Source organism: Amycolatopsis sp. NPDC049868 (assembly GCF_044461365.1).
GTDB lineage: Bacteria > Actinomycetota > Actinomycetes > Mycobacteriales > Pseudonocardiaceae > Amycolatopsis.
On sequence record NZ_JBITKV010000015.1, the window covers coordinates 91,132 to 109,929 of the forward strand.

General features: G+C 61.1%; 15 protein-coding genes and 1 pseudogene. 15 read left to right on the forward strand and 1 reads right to left on the reverse strand.

Annotation, left to right across the window (positions count from 1 at the left end):
- Positions 1–28 precede the first annotated feature (28 nt).
- Positions 29–3,586, reverse strand: coding sequence for an amino acid adenylation domain-containing protein (locus ACIBTM_RS39600; RefSeq protein WP_395882275.1), 3,558 nt, complete (start codon positions 3,584–3,586; stop codon positions 29–31).
- 228 nt (positions 3,587–3,814) lie between these two features.
- Here ACIBTM_RS39600 and fabG point away from each other — a divergent pair, with 228 nt between their 5' ends.
- The 15 genes and pseudogenes from fabG to ACIBTM_RS39675 all read left to right on the forward strand — a co-directional run bounded on the left by fabG (position 3,815) and on the right by ACIBTM_RS39675 (position 18,697).
- On the forward strand, positions 3,815–4,555 hold the full coding sequence (gene fabG / locus ACIBTM_RS39605; protein ID WP_395882276.1) for a 3-oxoacyl-ACP reductase FabG: 741 nt from the start codon (positions 3,815–3,817) through the stop codon (positions 4,553–4,555).
- A 52-nt stretch (positions 4,556–4,607) separates the two neighbouring features.
- Entirely contained in the window at positions 4,608–5,822 is a 1,215-nt protein-coding gene (locus tag ACIBTM_RS39610) for an aminotransferase class III-fold pyridoxal phosphate-dependent enzyme (protein WP_395882277.1), read from the forward strand.
- On the forward strand, positions 5,819–6,310 hold the full coding sequence (locus tag ACIBTM_RS39615) for a type II toxin-antitoxin system RatA family toxin (RefSeq protein ID WP_395882278.1): 492 nt from the start codon (positions 5,819–5,821) through the stop codon (positions 6,308–6,310). Before ACIBTM_RS39610 ends, ACIBTM_RS39615 begins: the two co-directional genes overlap by 4 nt.
- 78 nt (positions 6,311–6,388) lie before the next feature.
- Positions 6,389–6,619 (forward strand): acyl carrier protein, encoded by a 231-nt coding sequence (locus ACIBTM_RS39620; protein WP_395882375.1) that lies wholly within the window; start codon positions 6,389–6,391, stop codon positions 6,617–6,619.
- The gene (locus ACIBTM_RS39625) at positions 6,616–7,842 is read left to right on the forward strand and encodes a beta-ketoacyl-[acyl-carrier-protein] synthase family protein (RefSeq protein ID WP_395882279.1); all 1,227 of its coding nucleotides are present in this window, start codon (positions 6,616–6,618) and stop codon (positions 7,840–7,842) included. Before ACIBTM_RS39620 ends, ACIBTM_RS39625 begins: the two co-directional genes overlap by 4 nt.
- Before the next feature lie 40 nt (positions 7,843–7,882).
- Positions 7,883–8,674, forward strand: a complete 792-nt coding sequence (gene fabI, locus ACIBTM_RS39630; protein ID WP_395882280.1) for an enoyl-ACP reductase FabI — start codon at positions 7,883–7,885, stop codon at positions 8,672–8,674.
- Complete coding sequence (locus ACIBTM_RS39635; RefSeq protein ID WP_395882281.1) at positions 8,671–9,153, forward strand: MaoC family dehydratase; 483 nt, start codon at positions 8,671–8,673, stop codon at positions 9,151–9,153. The genes fabI and ACIBTM_RS39635 overlap by 4 nt, the downstream gene beginning before the upstream one ends.
- Complete coding sequence (locus ACIBTM_RS39640; protein ID WP_395882282.1) at positions 9,131–10,366, forward strand: aminotransferase class I/II-fold pyridoxal phosphate-dependent enzyme; 1,236 nt, start codon at positions 9,131–9,133, stop codon at positions 10,364–10,366. The genes ACIBTM_RS39635 and ACIBTM_RS39640 overlap by 23 nt, the downstream gene beginning before the upstream one ends.
- A 37-nt stretch (positions 10,367–10,403) precedes the next feature.
- Positions 10,404–11,282: an SDR family NAD(P)-dependent oxidoreductase gene (locus ACIBTM_RS39645; RefSeq protein WP_395882283.1), complete on the forward strand. Its 879-nt coding sequence runs from the start codon at positions 10,404–10,406 to the stop codon at positions 11,280–11,282.
- Between the two features lie 1,334 nt (positions 11,283–12,616).
- A complete protein-coding gene (locus ACIBTM_RS39650; RefSeq protein ID WP_395882284.1) occupies positions 12,617–14,944 on the forward strand; it encodes an ATP-binding protein in 2,328 nt (775 codons plus the stop codon).
- A gap of 74 nt (positions 14,945–15,018) precedes the next feature.
- The gene (locus tag ACIBTM_RS39655; RefSeq protein WP_395882285.1) at positions 15,019–15,447 is read left to right on the forward strand and encodes a roadblock/LC7 domain-containing protein; all 429 of its coding nucleotides are present in this window, start codon (positions 15,019–15,021) and stop codon (positions 15,445–15,447) included.
- Between the two features lie 23 nt (positions 15,448–15,470).
- Positions 15,471–15,824, forward strand: a complete 354-nt coding sequence (locus tag ACIBTM_RS39660) for a DUF742 domain-containing protein (RefSeq protein WP_395882376.1) — start codon at positions 15,471–15,473, stop codon at positions 15,822–15,824.
- A 54-nt stretch (positions 15,825–15,878) separates the two neighbouring features.
- A complete protein-coding gene (locus tag ACIBTM_RS39665) occupies positions 15,879–16,727 on the forward strand; it encodes an MHYT domain-containing protein (RefSeq protein ID WP_395882286.1) in 849 nt (282 codons plus the stop codon).
- A 976-nt stretch (positions 16,728–17,703) separates the two neighbouring features.
- Positions 17,704–18,489: an agmatine/peptidylarginine deiminase gene (locus ACIBTM_RS39670; RefSeq protein WP_395882287.1), complete on the forward strand. Its 786-nt coding sequence runs from the start codon at positions 17,704–17,706 to the stop codon at positions 18,487–18,489.
- Positions 18,467–18,697: pseudogene (locus ACIBTM_RS39675) on the forward strand (agmatine deiminase family protein). The gene ACIBTM_RS39670 and the pseudogene ACIBTM_RS39675 overlap by 23 nt, the downstream one beginning before the upstream one ends.
- The last annotated feature ends 101 nt before the right edge of the window (positions 18,698–18,798 follow it).

Below are 18,798 nucleotides of genomic sequence, written 5' to 3' on the forward strand. Positions count from 1 at the left end.
GTTGCGCACTATCTTCGACTCTCCTAGGCTACTCATTGATTGATGTGTCCTGAACTCGATTTTCCTGCTGCTTAGTTGCAGCATCGAGCCTTCTGCCCCTCGTTAAGAGCGAGCCTCGGCCTTGGCGGTGTGCAGAGTGATCACTAGCCTCTTCCTGTGGTGAACGGTTCAGAAATCGGGACATTGTTCGGATGGTCGGATACTGGAACATGTCAACCCGGGTAAGTGATTGGCTCACTGTTGCCTGCAACTGTTTGACGACTCGGATGAGCAACAGCGAATTGCCGCCAACCTGGAAAAAGTTGTCGTCCAAACCTACTGATCCCACGCCGAGCGTTGACCGCCAGATCTCGGCGATGACCCGCTCAGTCTGGGTGCCCGGAACAACGGGTGCCTCGCGGGAGGCTACTTTGATAGCCCGACCGGACAGAGTCTTGCGGTCCACCTTGCCGTTCCCGGTGAGTGGGATGTCGTCTACGGTGACGAACGTGGCCGGGATCATGTAATCCGGGAGCTTGACCCAGAGATGTTCGCGGAGATCCGCTGAAGACGGTTTATCGGTCCACGTCTCCGGTATCAGGTAGGCGACGAGTCGTTTGGCACCGACTGTGCTTTCGTGCAGTACGACGATTGCCTCGCGTACAGAAGGATGGCTACGCAACACATCCTCGACCTCGCCGAGTTCGATTCGATAACCATGTAGCTTGATTTGGTTGTCGATCCGTTCGAGGTACTCGAGGCGGCCATCTCCTAGCCTGCGTACGAGGTCGCCGGTCCGGTAGAGCGTCGTGCCAGGTGGGCCGAAGGGGTCAAGTACGAACTTCTCGGCGGTAAGCTCGGGGCGGTCAAGGTAGCCATCCGCCACGCCTTCACCGCCGATATACAACTCGCCAGGAACGCCCGGCGGGACCAGTTGCTTTCGCTTGTCCAGTACGTGGAACTGGGTATTGGCAATCGGTCTGCCGATGGTGATCTGCTCCGTCGTAACGCGGTCCACAGAAGACCAGATTGTCGTCTCCGTCGGTCCGTACAAGTTCCACACCTGCCCGGCTCGGCTGTTGAGCTCTCGGGCGAGGTCACGTGGCAGTGCCTCGCCGCCGGAGAGCACTTTGAGGCCGGCGTCGCCAGTCCAACCCGCTTCGATCAGCATCTTCCAAGTGGACGGTGTCGCCTGCACAACGGTTGCGCGGCTGGCCGCCAGCAACCGACGGAGTGCGAAGCCGTCGCTCGCAGTGGCCGTCGGCGCCAGCGCCACCTCGCCGCCGGTCACCAGCGGTAGGAACAGCTCCAGAGCGGCGATGTCAAAGCAGGTCGTTGTGACCGCGAGGAGCCTGTCGTGCTCGGTGAACCCGGGAGTATTGGCCATCGAGCACAGGAAGTTCGTCAGCCCTTTGTGCCTGACGCGCACTCCCTTGGGGCGTCCGGTCGAACCCGAGGTATAGATCACGTACGCGAGGCTGTCCGGTGTTGCCCGGTCGTAGGCGAGGTCGTCGCACGCTGTTTGGATCTCATCCCATTGACGGTCCACAAGAACGACTTCGGCAGTGCCTTCCGGAACAGAATCCGCCAGGCTGGCCTGCGTGAGCAACAGCGGAAGCCCGGTGTCCGCTAACATGTGACCGATGCGGTCCGATGGATAGATTGGGTCGAGCGGAACGTAGGCAGCGCCGGACTTCATCACGCCGAGCAGGCTGACTACCAGGTCACATGACCGTTCGAGATAGATGCCCACCAGCGACCCCAGACCAATCCCTTGGCGGCCGAGGAAGGCGGCAACCTGGGAGGATCGTCTATCCAGCTCACGATAAGTCATCGTCCGATCATTGAAGATCAAAGCGGTGGCCTCAGGCCGCTCCCGTGCCCGCGTCGTGAACAATTGGTGTGCACAGATGTCACGCGGGTAAGCGACCGCGGTGTCGTTCCAGCCGGCAAGTTGTCGGCGTTCATCCTCGGACAGCAGAGGGATCTGGGTTAGATCACGCTCCCTGGACTTAACCACTTCGTCCAGAAAGATCGTGAAATCTTGACGCATCCGTTCCGCTGCAAGCTTCGACAGAGAGTTGTTCGCGACCACCCAGCGCATCCCGCCGCCGTCGCGCTGAATCCGTACCAGCAACGCCGTGTCAGGTCGGCAAACACCTCGTGTGTCGAGGTTGGGGACCAACTCGATCGCAATCGGGAGTCCCTCGAAGGTCCGCGCATGTTCCCGCAGTTGCGGGTAGCGGCTCCACACATCGCGGCGGTACGTTCTGCGCCGCTCCGTCGCCTGGAGCCACCTGGCCAGCTTCTGGTGGAACTGTGTGAAGTTCTGTCCCTCTGCCGGCGCTGATACCCGAAGAGGAACAAAGTCGGCGAACAACGAGTCGAGGGAGTTGTCCGGGGCAGGGTCAGGCCGCCACCTCAATCCGACGTCGAACTGGTCCTCGCGTGCCACCCGCGCAAGGAAGGCAAGGAACGCCGTGAGCAACGATGTTCCGCTGTCAAGGCCGGTGCAGCGTGGCGTCGGGACGGCAAGTTCGTAGCGGGTTGTGGCCGCGCTGGCACGGGCATCCCAGTAGGGAACCTCGAGTGGTTGGAGACCGATGAGTCGGTCAACCCAGAACGCTTCGTGCCGTAGGATCGCCGATGCGGTCTCGGTGACGGCCTCGGCGTCTGTGGCAGCCAACTTGGAGAAGCGGCGGCCACAGAGGGCCGCGAGCTTGTCGCTCGTCAGTGGCTGGCCGGCCACTGACGTGAGCCGAGTCAGTCTAACGTCATGGTCGACGGTGGAGACCGTCAACCCGTCGTCAGCTGTTGTGAGCACGACCCCCGGTGCCTCGGACGATCGTGTGGCCAGGGGCTCGGATTCGCACACAACCACGAACTCGTTGTCGGTTGCCAAGGTAACTGTCCCGAACTCGTTGACATGGCCGCCGAAGTCGGTCGCGCGTACCGCAGCGCTGAGGTCTCTTGCGCCCAGGCTCCAATCGAATACACCTGCGTGTGCAGGGCGTTTGAACCTGCCGTGATAGGTCCGCCGAGTGAGGTCCTGGGGCACCCGCGTCTCACGGCCAGTAGCTAGCTCGTCGACCAGTTCCCCGAAGGTCGTATAAGCGGCTTCGTAGCACTTGGTGTTGAGTGTGTAGCTAGTATCGGTCTCGGCGATCACGACTTGGCGCTGCTTGAGTATGTCCCCGGTGTCCGACTCCCCAGTCATCACATGCCAGGTCACGCCATGTCGCTTTTCACGATTCAGGATCGCCCAGGTCGTCGCATGCACGCCAGCGTTCTCTGGGAGCAGCGCGTCATGGAAGTTGATCGCCAGCTTCTTTGGCAGTGCCAGCACCTCCTCTGGCAGCATCCGGAGGTTGGCGATACTGAACAGATAGTCGAACGTCGTTCGGCCAAGATGTTCGGCCAAGTCCACGTCGAAGTCGACCGCGGACAGCCCCTGATCCTCCGCCCACCGGCGGAGTTCTGGGTCAGGTGAGACGACGCCGTGCACTCTGTGCCCGAGCTCCAGCAGAAGCTCGCCGCACGCCACCATCAGTGAGTGCTCCCCGACCAGAAAACAGTCAAAGGAGTCTCCGTTGCCTAGCTGGTCCATTGTCACCTTCCCTTCAAGCAGACCTCATCGCGCCACCGTGTGGCGGATCATCGTTCCACCGGTACAGACCTCAGAAGGCGTCCAACGGATACCGGAGCCTCGATGACCAGACGGTCGGGCAGCTCGGTATCCAGGGAGAGGTGTCATGGGTCTGTCTTGCGTGTGGTCATCACAAGGTGGCCAATACCCGCGACCTTGGCGGGGCACAGGGTGGATAGGGAGTGGTAGATGTCGGAGCGCCCAAGCGCAATCGTCACCGGGGGTAGTCGCGGAATTGGCCGTGCTGTAGTCGTTCGCCTTGCCAAAGATGGTTTCGACGTAGCCTTCTGTTCACGGTCGGCCGGTGCCGACGTGGCGGAGACGTTGCGACTGGCACGATTGAGCGGCGCTAACTGTATTCATCAGGTTTGCGACGTGTCGGATGCGCAGGCGGTTCGCGCGTTCACGCGGCAGGCCGAAGAGGAGCATGGTCCGCCGAGCGCGATGGTCAGTGCAGCCGGAGTGGTTAGGGATGGACCGATGTTTCGGATGCCCATTGAAGACTGGAACGCGGTGGTGGACACTAACCTCACCGGTTCATATAATATTTGCCGCAGCGTGATCTTTGGTATGATGCGGCGTGGCGTCGGATCGGTCGTGAACATTTCTTCGGTAGTCGGTATTCACGGAAATGTGGCGCAGGCCAACTACGCGGCGTCAAAAGGCGGGGTCAATGGTATGACCAAGGCGCTGGCCAAAGAGGTCGCCGGCCACGGAGTGCGGGTCAACGCAGTCGCTCCCGGCTTCATCGAGACCGACATGACGGCCGGACTGACAGGCAAGGTTCGCGCCAAGGCCATAGAGTCGATTCCGGTACGCAGGTTCGGAACACCGGGCTCGGTGGCTGATCTTGTCTCTTTCCTAGTGTCCGATCAAGCGGAGTACATCGTCGGTCAGGTCATTCAAGTAGATGGCGGAATCGCTCTTTAACAGTGCTCTCAGTTAGTCATTGTTGAGCTACTGTTACCAAAGGGGTCTTTGGATGAATTATTTGTCCTGTGGCGATAGTGGAGAGGTCGATAAACAGGGTGTCCTTCGGCGCTACCGGGACCATCTGAGTAATGGAAAAGCGATAGTTGGACAGATTGTCGGTGGCGATGTCGAGGTGTTTGCCACTGGGGCATGGGTGTACACCACAACTGGCCGCCAGCTACTCAACTGCGGTGACAGAGCGCTGATCATGGGGGCAAAGCACCCCGCCGTGATCGAATCGGTAACCAGGCAACTCGACACGAACCCGCTGGCGACCTCATTGTTGCTGGAGCCGGAGGTTGCCTTGGCAGCTGAGGCGTTGGCCTCTGTCACGCCGCGTGGCCTCGAGAAGGTGCATTTCGTCGGTTCGGGAACCGAGGCGGTCGCAGCAGCGATCACGATGGCTCGAGCCAAGGGCAAGAGTCATCTGGTCAATGCAGGCAGTGCCCGCCGTTCCAGGCACCGACATGCGCTGCACGGATTCTCGTCAGTGCCCTTCGGCGATGCTGATGCCATGAAACAGGAACTAGCCCGCCATCGCGGTAGGGCGTGCGTGATTGTCGAATCGGTGCAGTGGTCGGCTGGTGTGGCTACACCCCCTGCTGGCTATTTGCGGGATGTACAGGGGCTCTGCCGGGAATACGACGCCTTCTTCGTACTTGACGATACAAGGACCGGGCTCGGTAGGCTGGGCTACTGGTGCGGCGCTGATCAAGAAGGTGTCCTTCCAGACGTTTTGCTGCTAGGCGATGCGCTCGGCGGTGGTGTGGTACCGGTCGCAGCCGCCGTGGCGACCAGTAGTGCGTTCCAGGTCTTCGACCGCGATCCTTACATGGCCTCATCGAATGTCTCGGGGTGCCCCTTGGCGATGGCCGCGGTGCGCGGCACTGTCGAGGCGATCGAGAAGGACGGTCTGGTCCAACGTGCTGCTTGCATCGGACCGCAGCTGCGCGAAGATCTGGAGCGCATCGCCAAGACCACTCTCGGCAACCAGGTTCGCGAGGTAGGGGGCGTCGGCCTGCTGATCGGGCTGGAATTCGTTGATCCCGGTCCCGCGGCGAACTTCGTGATGGAACTCGTGCCGGCAGGCGTGATCTCGGGCTACTCGCCGGCCTCACCTCACATGGTTCGGCTGACCCCTCCGGCCGTACTTACTGCGGACGAAAGGCATGTGCTGCTTCAGTCGTTTAAACGCGCTGCGCGCGCGGTACTGGAACGGCTGTGACATCCCTGCAAGGATGCGGACTGCTGATGCGAAATATGCGATTACAAGTAGTTTTACCCACCGACGATCCAGCGAATGCCTTCGAAAAACTCATGGACTATGACGCAATTCCCGCACTGGCGCCGAACGTATGTTCAGTGCGGGTGCATCCATGGCAATCTGAGAAGTATCTGAGAAAAGCCGACTGGGAGGTCAACTTCAACTTCGGCGTTTTGCGATGGACCGGTCGCGAGTCTGTTGACCGAGACGGCATGGCCGTCGAATTTGAGCAGATCGAGGGTGACCTTGAGATTCTACACGGGGCTTGGAGGCTCAATCCGACAGTGGCGGGATGTGAATTTATCTTCACAGCTACGTATGACTTCGGAATCGAGTCGATCGCCAAGATCATCGATCCGGTTGCTGAACGCGTGATCACTCGCTCGATCTGCGAGGTTCTCGCCGCGTTTTTTGGTGAAACTCAAGTGCGGCACTGCAATAGTAGCTGAGAGCCTTGCTTTACCTCGCTGGAGACCGGAAAGCCGGTCTCTTGACCTTAACACTGTAAGGAGTCACCTGTGTCCATCATGCGAGACCGCCTGTCTGAGCTGCTGGCCGAGCGATTCGGTGTGCCGCCTGAGGAAATTCATGACGAAGTCACACTAACGGAGCTGGATCTGGACTCGCTGGCACTGGTTGAGTTCGGACTGGCGATCGAGCAAGTGTTCGGCATCAAGGTCGCCGAGGATGATATGTCCACCAGCGACACGGTCGATGACGTGCTGCGTATGCTCGAATCCAAGGGCTGTCCCGCGTGAACGGACGGTTTGAGGTCGCGGTGACTGGCATCGGCATGGTCACCCCGGCTGGAATCGGCGTTGCCGAAAGCTGGCGAAGGATCTGTCTTGGTGAGTCCACGGCGAGACCTGATCCTGACTTGTCCGGGATGCCTGTGGACTTCACCTGCCGCGTGCCAGGCTTCAATGCCGATGATCAACTCGGTCGCCGGACCGCGTGGCGGCAGGAGAGGTTTGTGCATCTGGCACGGGTGGCGGCCCGCGAGGCGGTAGCCGATGCCGGCCTCGACCCGGCGCACTGGAACAGCGCAAGGGTAGGCGTCGTCATGGGCAATTCGCTCGGCGGTTCCAGCACCTACGAGCAGCAGTTGAACACACTTCGTGCTAAAGGGCCACACGGTGTATCCCCGCTGATGATTCCCATGATTGGGGTAGGATCAGTGACGGGCGAGATCGCAATCGACTGCTCGGCAACGGGGCCAAATCTGACAACCGTCACGGCTTGTGCGTCTGCAGCTACTGCAATCGGTACTGCAAGGGAGCTGCTGCGCTCCGGAATGTGCGATGTGGTGATTACCGGTGGGACGGAATCGGCCCTTTCCCCAACGCTCATGGCTGGATTCACGCAACTGGGTGCACTTTCTCGACGAGTTGACGATCCAGCCGCCGCATCAAGGCCGTTTGATGCGGACAGGGACGGCTTTGTTGCCTCAGAGGGCGCCGGGGTACTGGTGTTGGAACGGGCTGCGGATGCGCTCGTGAGGAAAGCAACCATCCGCGCGATGATCAGTGGGTATGGTGCGTCCGCGGACGCACATCACATGACCGCCCCTCGCCCCGATGGCGCCTGTGTCGAGCAGGCGACACGTGCGGCACTCGCTGACGCCGGTGTGCTCCCGGACGAAGTAGACCATGTCAATGCGCACGGTACTTCCACACCACTCAACGACGTTACGGAAGCCAGGCTCATCCGTCGAGTATTCGGTGACAGGCCCGTGATCACTTCGGTCAAAGGGGCCATTGGGCACTCGCTGGCCGCGGCTGGCGGAATCGAGGCCATCTGTACCGTGCTGGCCATTCAACATGGCGTGGTGCCTCCGACCGCAAACCTGGTTACCCAGGACCCCGAGATCGAGTTGGACATCGTGGCAAAGGTACCTCGTGAAATGCCGATCCGGGTCGCGGTCAGCAATTCGATCGGTTTCGGTGGGGCAAACGCCGTGCTAGTACTCACTGCCGCATGACTCAGTTCAATTTTAACGTCGGATAGTTGATGAGGCATTCATGCTGTTGAAGAACAGGCGTATCCTGATTACCGGGGTGCTGACCACGAACTCTATCGCGTTTACTGCTGCCCGGCTGGCTCAGGAACAGGGGGCCGAGGTATTGTTGACCGGCTACGGCCGAGGGCTGGCGATTACGAAGGCGGTTGCCAAAAGACTGCCCGCCGAGTGTGATGTGCTGTCCATGGACGTTACGGAACCAACCGACCTGAACACTGTGGCCGATGAACTCGGGGCGCGGTGGGGGCGGGTGGACGGCGTACTGCATTCCGTCGCATTCGCGCCAGCCGGGACGCTCGGCGGTGGGTTTCTCACTGCGCCGTGGCCGGAAGTCGCCACGGCGATGCACGTGTCGACCTACTCGTTCGCGGCGTTCGGCCGGGTCTTCGGCCCGCTACTTGCCAAGTCTGACTCTGGGGCGTTGGTGGGGCTGGACTTTGACGCCGCGCAAGTCTGGCCGGGTTATGACTGGATGGGGGTGGCCAAGGCTGGCCTGGAAAGCTGTTGTCGGTATCTTGCGCACGCGCTCGGGCCGGACGGCACCAGGGTAAACCTGGTAGCTGCTGGCCCGTTGAAGACCATGGCGGCGAGCGCCGTGCCCGGCTTTGAAGCCTATGACAACTCCTGGGCAGAGCGAGCACCGCTGGGCTGGGAGCTCACCGATCCCGAACCCGTCGGTCGAGTGGTGTGCGCCCTGCTGTCCGACTGGATGCCGTCGGTCACCGGTGAAATCGTGCATGTCGACGGTGGTGCGCACGCGATCGGGATGTCCACTGCAGGAGGGAAACCGTGAGAATCTTCACCAGTGCTGACGAACTGCTCTCCTCTGTGGGGGAAAGGCTGGGTCATAGTGCCTGGCGCTTGGTTGAACAGGACCGAATCAACGGTTTCGCCGAGGTTACTGAGGATCGCCAGTGGATTCATGTCGATGCGGCACGGGCCGGTGATGGGCCGTACGGAAAACCGGTCGCACACGGCTATCTGACACTTGCGTTGTCCACCGTTATGCTCGCCGAAGTCTTCCGCGTTGACGGGGTCGGCATGATGATCAATAAGGGCTTAGATCGGGTGAGGTTCCATCGGCCCGTGCCTGCTGGCGCCAGAATTCGGATAGTGGCCGATCTGGCGTCGGCCAAGCAGCGCCCCCGCGGTTTCACTGAGGCGGCGATTGACATTACAGCGGAAATTGAAGGCGACAAGCACCCAGTATTTGGCGCGCGGAGCCTGCAGCTATTTCACACTACTATCGATGCTGGAGCCGACAATGAATGATAAACTCAAGGATTCAATTAACAAACGTATCCTGGAAATGAAGCGCCGAGTGGAGGCGGATTCTGAGCGAGATTTTAGCTTCTATAACAGGCCCATTGAGGATGTTTCCGGTGGATCGAAGGTAGTCATTGCCGGTCAAGAAATGGGAATGTTCGCCTCCTACAGCTACCTGGGGCTTATTGGTCATCCTCGAATTGCAAAAGCGGCAAAGCGAGCGGTAGATGAATTTGGAACCGGTACACATGGAGTGCGACTCCTTGCGGGGACGCTGCCCGTTCATCGGGAACTCGAGAATACTATTGCCGAGTTCAAGAATGCGGAGGCGGCTATTACCTTCTCTTCGGGATATGTCACTAACTTGACGGTCATTTCGACCTTGCTTGGCCGCGGTGATTTTGTGATATCCGACAAGCTGAACCATGCGTCGATCGTCGACGGGTGTACGATCTCGAATGCCAAGTTTCTGCGGTTCCGCCACAATGATATGGCGGATCTTGAGCGGCGGCTCGAAAGTCTTCCCCTTAGCGCTGGCAAGTTGGTGGTGGTCGATGCGGTATTCAGCATGGATGGTGACATCATCGATTTGCCTCGCGTTTCGGAACTGTGCAAGAAGCATGGCGCGTGGCTGATGGTCGACGAGGCGCACTCCGTAGGGGTTCTTGGTGAGACAGGGCGGGGCGTTGAGGAGCATTTCGGCCTGTCGGACGCTGTAGATATCAAAATGGGTACCTTGTCCAAAGCGATCCCAGCAAGCGGTGGGTATATTGCCGGGTCGAAAGATCTCATCAACTATTTGCGCTATTCGGCGAGGGCCTATATCTTTTCGGCGGCACTGACACCGCCGCAGGCAGCCGCCGCCAATGAGGCGTTCAAGGTAATCGTGGATGAGCCGTGGCGAGTTGACCGGCTGCGTCAGAACTTCCGCTTGTTTCGCGACGGTATCCGAGATGCCGGCCTCGATACTTTGTCGGCTACGGCCGGTATCGTTCCGGTAATCTGCGGCACGGACGACCAGGCGTACCAGGTGACGCGCTTGTGTCAGAGGGCAGGTGTATTTGTGCTTCCGGTTCTCTTTCCAGCGGTGCCTCCTGGACTATCGCGTCTGCGGGCGACCGTCATGGCAACTCATAAGGAGCAGTCAATTAAAGAAGCAATTAATGTCATCGCCGAGTCGTCAGGTAAAGTTCTTTCGAGTCCGCTTGGGTCGGTTTGAACTGAAACTTGAGGTGCGATTGAAGAACTGAGCATCAATGTCAATTCGAGACTCTAATGTGGAACATCGAAAATCAGTTGTGGTAACCGGTGCATCCTCGGGAATAGGTCGCGCCTGCGTGCAGCATCTGGTGAGCCGCGGCTTCCATGTCTGGGCTGGAGTGCGTACCGAGGAAAGTGCTGCAGACCTTCGTCGAAGTCACGCGCGCTTGGTTGACGTACTTTGTTTCGACGTGACGGACGACTCAGCTGTCACTGAGGCCGGGAGGACTGTGTGTGCGGCAGGACCGATCCACGGACTGGTCAACAACGCGGGCAGTGCGTTGCCAGGTCCGCTCGAGCTCATGTCGGCCGCCACGTTCCGCCAGCAGCTGGACGTGAATCTGGTGAGCCAGCTGACGGTGACAAAAGCCATGATTCCTGGCTTAAAGCAGGCTAGTGATACTGGCGCACGAACTCGTGTGGTCAATATCGGCTCGATCGGCGGCCGAGTTGCCGGCGCGATGATGGGTTCATACCACGCGTCAAAGTTTGGCCTCGTCGGCCTAACAGATGCGCTACGTCTCGAGCTTGCCCATTGGGGGATCGGCGTCGTGCTGATCGAGCCGGGCAGTGTGGCGACACCGATCTGGCAGAAGGGCGTAGAGGCAGGCGACGAGCTCGTCAGAAACCTGCCTGTCGATGAGCGCCACTACGCCAGGCAGATGAAGGTGCTTCGCTCGAACGCGATGAGGACGGCGGATCGAGGAGTCTCGCCCGAAAGCGTTGCAATAGCGATTCTTAAGGCACTCACGGTCCGCAATCCACGTCCTCGCCAAGCCATCGGGCGTGACGCGGCTCTCGCGGCTCTTGCCCTGCGCGTGCTTCCTCACCAGGTACTGTATCGGCTGGTTGCTGCCACCGAGGCGGTGTTGTAGCGTGGTAAAGGCTCTGGACCGAGGAAAGTCAAGTGAGTCTCGAAGTGGCTTCTCGGTAATCATGGGAGCACAAGGTGAAGTCTGGCTAGTTCATTACGTAGCTTGAGGAAACGGCTGCGACCGAACGATGAGCTGGAGGGCTCAAGGTCCTCAGACTTCTGGAATCTCATGAGTGCCGATACGTGCACGCAGCCATTCGTACGGAATCTCGCAGGCACTCTCGGGCGGCACCTTGCTGCGTCAGAGACTCTCGCTGGACACAGCATCAGGGTACTTGGTCAGACGATTACCTATCTTGGGCGTCGGCAGTACTGTGCGATACTCGGCAGCGCCCAGCGCAGGCTGGGAACAGGAAAGGAACAGCACTGCAACTAAGATCAGCCGGGAAGAGGAAGGCTTCTGCCTCAGCCCTGACTACAGAATGTGGTTGCACCATACCTGATCGGCCAGGATCATAAAGAAGTCCTCCTTGTGTCTGAAGGCGGCGGTGGGGGTGAGTTTGCTGCGGCGCGTGCCTCGCCGTCGGCGATGTCCTGGAGTGAGTGTTCGCAAGGTACGGCGGCGGGGTCGATGTAGCCTGGCGAATCCGGCAGCATCGGAACCTGCGTCTTGTGCGGGCATGGCTTTCACGCCCGAGGCTGTGTCTACGGTCGTGAACAGTGAAGGCCTACGTTCTCGTATCGTTCGTGGAGTGACTTGCCGCGGAATGATCGGTGTTCCTGTCGAACCAGCGGGCTTCGCACAGTACGACGGTGCGAGTGCGGCAATCTGCTTGCGGGCGCGCAAGTCCTGTCCAGACTTCGCAAATTGCGGGGTGTGTACGACTCGACATGAGCACGTCCGTAGCTCGCTCGATCAGGATCCGCTGGTCTGATTTGTTGATTTTGTTTGGTGGGCTCACGAGGGTTATCGGCGTCGTGTCCAGTGTGTCCACTGTGTGCTGATCGCCGGGGCGATGTGGCGATGGCACGGCGTTGTGACTGACGAATCGGGGCCAGTTACTGGGGAGGCGAGGATGATTTTCGGGCCGAAACTGGTGATAGCGGGGCGAGGGTGAGCCTGGCCGCGGACCGGGAAGAGCAGAAGTGGGCCAGAGCGGAGTCGCTGAGGCCCGCGAAGACTGATGAGCCGGATAGACGAGCTCAGCTGGCTGCATTTGCGCTCGGCCCCGGACTCTCAACTCCACATCGTCGCGTATCCGCTCGTCTGCGGGGGTGCGGCACGGCACGAATCGAGTTTGGTTACCTATGGAAGGCTGCCGCACAGATACTCTAACGCGCTCTACTACGCGCTGGCGCCCCGTCGGATGGAACCTGTGGACGAGGATGTCCGCCGTGCTCCTGCTGCCTGCAGCCGTCGCGCTCAGTTTGGCGGGGGTTCGAGTGCAGACGGAGCTGGCGCGGGCCGACAAGCTCAGCGCGATGCGTGACCAGCTGCCTGTGCTGAAGGAAATGGCCGACCTGGCGAGACTTGTCAGCGAGGAGGCCGCCGCACCTGTAAACAGCTCGGAGAACAGAAGCATATCCACACAGGTGGACGCAAAGGCAGCGGAGGTTACTGCTCGGGCGGACTTCGCTAGCGCGCGTGCAGACCTGGCCGTCCGCGACGCACTGGACCAGCTTAACGCGCTTCGGAGTGTTCAGGTACGCGGCAGAGACGTACTGGTCGAGACCTCGCGCTACTGCGGCATTGTTTCCTCGCTGAGCCGCGTTCTGCCTCAAATCGTCAATGCCGCCGGTGATAGCGGTCTCGATGCCTACGCCGATGCCGCCGCGAGCCTGCTTAAGCTGCGGTGTGACCTGGCGCGTGAGCAGGCTCTGCTCCGTGCCGCCACGCAGGGGGTTCCCTCCAAGGCCACGCTGATAGCCGCCGCAAGCCTGGTGGCGGCCACCAGTGACGAGGGTGTGCGCACTGTCTCGGCCACGAAGAGCCCGCAGATTCCCGAGGTCACATCGGCGGCCGCTGACCGGCGAACAGCACTGGAGAGGAGGCTAAGTGGTGAGGCTATAGACCTGGCAAGCATGATCGGGCAGACCACGATGGAACTGACTGCGCTCGGGAGCACCGTACGAGGCGTCGTAGACTCGTTGTCGGCTAGCGTTACAGACCTGACGAATCAGACCCGTTCGGACGCGCTCCGGGACGTCGCAGTGGTGCTCGGAGCACTGCTTGGTGCTCTCACCTTTGCCTTGTATATGGCGCGCTCCTTGGTAGGACCGATCAAGCAGTTGCACACCGCTGCGCTCGAGGTAGCCCATCATCGGCTGCCGGTCACTGTCGAACGGGTGCGTTCGGGCGAGACCGTGGACTGGCGGTCCGTCGAGCCGGCACCGCGTCGGTCCGGCGGAGAGATCGGTCAGCTGGCGCGCGCCTTCGAGATGGTGCAGAGGCAGGCCGTGCGGCTCGCTGGACAGCAGGCAGATCTGCGAAAACATGTTAGCGATATGTTCATGGCGGTATCCCGCCGCAGTCAGTCTCTTCTGGATAGACAACTGTCGGTGATCGAGGAGCTGGAGGTGGACGAACAAGACCCGCGGCGGTTGGAACTGTTGTTCCACGTCGACCACATCGCGACACGGTTGCGGCGCAACGGCGAGAACCTTCAGATTCTCGCCGGGGGCAAGCCGGTCCGCCACGACAGGGATCCCGTGAGCGCCGCCGGGCTGATGCGCGCGGCTGCCTCCGCGGTGAAGGACTACCAACGGATTGCGTTCGGTAATGCCCCTAGCGGGGCGGTGTGCGCCGCAGCCGCCGCTGACGTCGTGCACATCCTCGCTGAGTTGGTCGAGAATGCCACCCGGTTCTCCGCGCCCGAGAAGAAGGTGCTGCTCACCGCAGAGCGCGCGGCTGATGGTGGACTGCTGATCGAGGTCGTCGACCACGGAGTGGGAATGACGACGGAGGACGTTCTGGCGGCGAATGCCCGATTGGCCGCCGCTAGTGCCACAGACCCAGAGACCACCAGGCGAATGGGATTCTTCGTGGTCGGGCGGCTGGCAAGGCCACTAGGCGTCACAGTCCGGCTGCGCCAGAACGTGGAGCCGCTCCACGTTGCTGGCATGACCGTCAGTGTCCACATCCCGTCGGAAATCGTTGTCGTTCGAGGCCTCTTCTCGCGATCTGAGGTCCCGGCAGCGGGGACGCCGGCCCAGCCGCACCTCGACGGCATCCATATGCCTGTCGCCGCAAACGACATCGAGATGGCCTGGCCACGTGACGACCCGGATGCCCATGATACCTATTCGGTTCGGCCAGGGCTGGGTGCCTACACGCCAGCCAAGACGCCGATCTTCGATCAGGTCCTATCTGGATGGCTCGTCGAGAAGAACGCCGCGGGCGGGGCGGATGGCATGGAGCAAGCTGATCAAGATAAACCGGCTGGCCCCAAGAACTGGACGGTGCCAGCAGACGCGACGCAGAAGGCTGCGCAGAAGGTGCTCCAACCGCCGACCGACACCCTAAGCACCGAGGTTGGTCTGCCGATACGTAAACCGGGCGCGCACCTCGCGCCCGGAACCGCCGCGCCACCCGCCACGGCGCGCTCGTCCGCCGGCTTCCGTGATCCGGCAGTGATCCGGAGCGGCCTCGCCCGCCACAGCCAGGGACTACAGGCGGCGCGGCGCCGCACTGCCGAGCCGCCTTCGGAGAGCGGTCGGGGTTGACGACGTGACTACGGCTCCGCGTGACAGGAGTCGGCAGGTACTCGCTTCGCACAACACTAGTACAGGAGGGGAATATGGAACCCGAGCAGCCCGCGTTGCCGAAGCCGTCGCTGGATTGGCTGGTGTCCAAGTTCACCGAGGAGGTCACGGGCGTGACCCACGCTGTACTGGTCTCTGCGGACGGACTTCTGATGGCAGCTGACAACCAGCTGCCTAGGGATCGTGCGGATCAACTGTCTGCTATCGCCTCTGGCCTGGCCAGTCTCGCAACCGGTACGGCCGCCCTGTTCGCCGCCGGGCGGGCGGTGCAGTCGGTCATCGAACTGGAGCAGGGATATCTGCTCCTGATGAGTGTTGGTGATGGCTCCAACTTTGCCGCACTCGCTGAGGCAGCCTGCGACATCGGGCTGGTTGGCTACGAGATGACCCTCCTGGTGGATCGAGTCGGGAAGATGGTCGACGCACCGGTTCGGCGGGACACAGTGCCCGAGGTCGGGTCGTGAACGCTGCCGGTGATTTCGATGACATGACTATCGTCATCCCATCGTTGGCGCGGCCGTACGCTTGGACTGAGGGCCGCACCCGTCCAACAGCCAATCTGGCGGTCGAAGCGCTCGTCCGAACCACCAGCGCAGGAAGCGCTGTGCCCTATAACAGTGCCGATCCACGATCGGTCGTGGCGAGGCTGTGTCTGCATGCTCAGTCCATGGCCGAGATCTCTGCTCTGTTGTCGGTACCGATCGGCGTAGCCAGGGTACTGGTCAGCGATCTGCTCAGTTCGGGGCTGGTGCACGTCTTCGACACCCTCACCGAGGATACCGACTCAGGTGCCCGAATAGGACTACTGGAAAGAGTCCTCGACGGTCTGCGGAAACTCTGACCAAAGTGTAAGCCCAACATACGCGTCGCTGGAGTGCGCAAGGAGCGGAACGATATGGAACACCAGGTGGAGCACTTCGCGATGGGCGGGTGGCTGCTGGCTCTTGCTTACGTAACCTCAGCGGTGGGTTGCACAGTAGGTTTGGCTTGCACTGTCCAGGCTCGCCTCGCGCGTACCATGCGGAAGCGTCTGCTGTGGTTGGGGCTGGCGGCGTTGTCCATCGGCGGGGTAGGCATCTGGGTCATGCACTTCATCGCGATGCTCGGATTCGCGACACCCGGTATGCCGGTTCGTTACGACATTTCGCGCACTGCTCTGTCAGCAACTCTCGCCGTGGTCTCTGTGTTCGTCGGGCTGGTGGTGCTGGGCACGCGACGAAACGTCGAGTGGTGGCGGTGGTTGACCGCAGGCATAGTCACTGGCCTCGCGGTCAATGTCATGCACTACACCGGTATGTGGGCGGTCCAGGTTCAGGGAATCATCGTGTACGAGCTGCCCCTGGTAGCGGTGTCGATCGTCATCGCGGTGCAGTCGGCGACAGCCGCGTTGTGGTTCACGTCAAAGCTCTACCTGATCATCCATCGACTGCTGGCTGGCCCGGTCATGGCGGTTGCGGTCACCGGAATGCACTACACCGGTATGGCAGCGGTGCGAGTGCACCTAACCGCGTCAGCTCCTTACCCGGCCGGTGTCGAAGTCTTTTCGTTCCTGTTCCCCGTGTTCGTCCTGGCAGGGTTTGCCTTGGCGGTGCCGATCTGCGCCGTACTGGTGGCGGGAACGTCGGTCAATGTGAGTGCCAAGCCTCGACATGAGATTCGTCGATCGGATTCGCTCGATCGGAGAGATAGGCCTTCGGTCAATGTGGATGCGAAGTCACGACTGGGTGGGAAATCGCTACGATAACGCGGAATGATAGCGACCTAAAAGGACGCCCGCTGCCTGTCCGAACGCTGGCGAAGAGCGCTAAGGTAGTGATTGAGCGCCGCGGAAGGCTCGGCAGATTAGCCGCCTCGCTGCTGCGATGAGCGAAGAATCAGTGCCTGGGCGGTAGGGTGTCCCAGTGCGGCCAACGGACCAGCACGACGGCGCGCAGGCTGGAGGCGTGCGGACGGCCTCTGTGGGGCGTTGAGAGCCAGCGGCTATCGGGTGACTTCGATATCCACCTGCCCCCACGTGTAGGAAACCGCGGACAGCCCTTCGGTGGCGGCGTTCTCCTGCTATCTGGGCGCAACCAGCGCAGCACCGCTGCGTCTACGGCCGATGACAGCGTGAGGCGTGGTGTGGTTAGGAGGTGTTCACGATCCTGCACACTACCCAACCACACCACACCACGATGTTGCTGCTGATCGAGTGCCACGTTCGGCTCAGTTGAGAGCCGAAGGGGTCGCACCTGCCCGTATCTGGTGCGTGACGTTAAAATTGAACGACATCGCCCAGGGAATTCATTCCGCAGCGGGCGGCGTCGATGTCGCGTGACAGCTGTCCTCCGAAATACTTGAGCGTGAAACGGGCGACAACGACCGGAAGTGAGATTGCGTCATGGATAGTCCGGGCGTACCTGTGTTGCCGCCGGGCATTATGGACTGAATTCGTGGAAAAGGATTACGCAGATGTTCGCCAATGGATCATTGATGCGCGAACCCGAATTGCCTGAATCGACACCGGCAGTCCTGATCAACGCAGAGCGCGCTCGCTGCGGATTTCGCCCCTGGTGAGCGACCGGACAAGATTGGAAGTGAGCGGGATGCGTCGGCGGCAGGTGATACAGGGGGCGATGGCTATGATCGGAGGGCCGATGCTTGACGGTTGCAACCGCCCGCTGTCCGGGTTCGCGCCGCGGCTGGTAGCGGAATGAGTGGTCAGGGCGCCCCGGTGGGTCATGCCTGCGGAAGGGCAGCCGCATGCGCGCACCTGGATGGCGTTCGGGGCAGGCGATGTGATCTGGACAGCGGCGCTGCTACCGCAGGCTCGGAACGACCTGGCCGGTGTCGCCACCACGATCTCACGGTTCGAGCCGGTGTCTATGCTGGTGCGACCCGATGAGGTCAACGTGGCACGCGAATTGCTCGGGCCGGCGAACGTGGAATTGATATCCTCCTCGATCGACGATCTGTGGATCCGCGACACCGGTCCGGCCTTCGTCAAGGGAGAGCCCGGCCTGGCCGGGGTGAATTTCAATTTCAACGGCTGGGGTGGCAAGCAAGTCCATGACCGCGACGCGAAGGTCTCCGGATTCGTCACCGGCCAAGCCGGGGCTCCATCCGTGTGTACCGACCTAGTCTTGGAGGGAGGAGCGCTCGAGGTTGACGGGGAAGGCACTGTGGTCATCACCGAGAGTTGCGTGCTCAACGCCAACCGCAATCCCGGCAAGTCCAAGGGCGATGTCGAGGCTGAACTCGACAGGCTGCTGGGCGTCCGGAAGATCATATGGTTGCCGTGGATCACCGGGCGCGACATCACCGACGGGCACACCGACGGCTATGCCCGGTTCACCCGCCCCGGAACCGTGGTTGCTGGGCTCGACACCGACCCCCAGTCGTTGGATCACGAGGTCACCGTGCGGCATCTGGAGATCCTGCGTTCGGCAACCGCTGCCCAGAACCGACCACTGGGGGGTGGAGGTGCTCGAAGGGCCGGCCACGGTGCGGGCCAAGGGAGTTGGTGATGACTTCGCCGCCGGGTACATCAACTTTTACCTCTGCAACGGTGGACTCATCGCCCCGGAATTCGGTGACCCGCGCGCAGACGACGCCACACGCTCGACGCTGGTACGTCTATTTCCGGAGCGGTAAGTCGTGCAGATCAACATCGACGCAATAGCCGCGGGAGGCGGCGGGATTCACTGTGTCACCCAACAGGAACCCGCTCGTTGACCGGCGCTCACGATGAAGCAACGCCATTCGGGGCGGATGGGATTGACCTCGGCACGGGCACGCGCGCGGCGTTGGCGGCTAGCGAGATTTCGCCTTCGTGG

Coding starts and splice junctions, on each gene's coding strand:
- ACIBTM_RS39600 (WP_395882275.1), bottom strand. CDS start 3,586: ATGGACCAGCTAGGCAACGGAGACTCCTTTGACTGTTTTCTGGTCGGG.
- fabG (WP_395882276.1), top strand. CDS start 3,815: ATGTCGGAGCGCCCAAGCGCAATCGTCACCGGGGGTAGTCGCGGAATT.
- ACIBTM_RS39610 (WP_395882277.1), top strand. CDS start 4,608: ATGAATTATTTGTCCTGTGGCGATAGTGGAGAGGTCGATAAACAGGGT.
- ACIBTM_RS39620 (WP_395882375.1), top strand. CDS start 6,389: ATGCGAGACCGCCTGTCTGAGCTGCTGGCCGAGCGATTCGGTGTGCCG.
- fabI (WP_395882280.1), top strand. CDS start 7,883: ATGCTGTTGAAGAACAGGCGTATCCTGATTACCGGGGTGCTGACCACG.
- ACIBTM_RS39640 (WP_395882282.1), top strand. CDS start 9,131: ATGCTGGAGCCGACAATGAATGATAAACTCAAGGATTCAATTAACAAA.
- ACIBTM_RS39645 (WP_395882283.1), top strand. CDS start 10,404: ATGTCAATTCGAGACTCTAATGTGGAACATCGAAAATCAGTTGTGGTA.
- ACIBTM_RS39655 (WP_395882285.1), top strand. CDS start 15,019: ATGGAACCCGAGCAGCCCGCGTTGCCGAAGCCGTCGCTGGATTGGCTG.
- ACIBTM_RS39660 (WP_395882376.1), top strand. CDS start 15,471: ATGACTATCGTCATCCCATCGTTGGCGCGGCCGTACGCTTGGACTGAG.
- ACIBTM_RS39665 (WP_395882286.1), top strand. CDS start 15,879: ATGGAACACCAGGTGGAGCACTTCGCGATGGGCGGGTGGCTGCTGGCT.
- ACIBTM_RS39670 (WP_395882287.1), top strand. CDS start 17,704: ATGCCTGCGGAAGGGCAGCCGCATGCGCGCACCTGGATGGCGTTCGGG.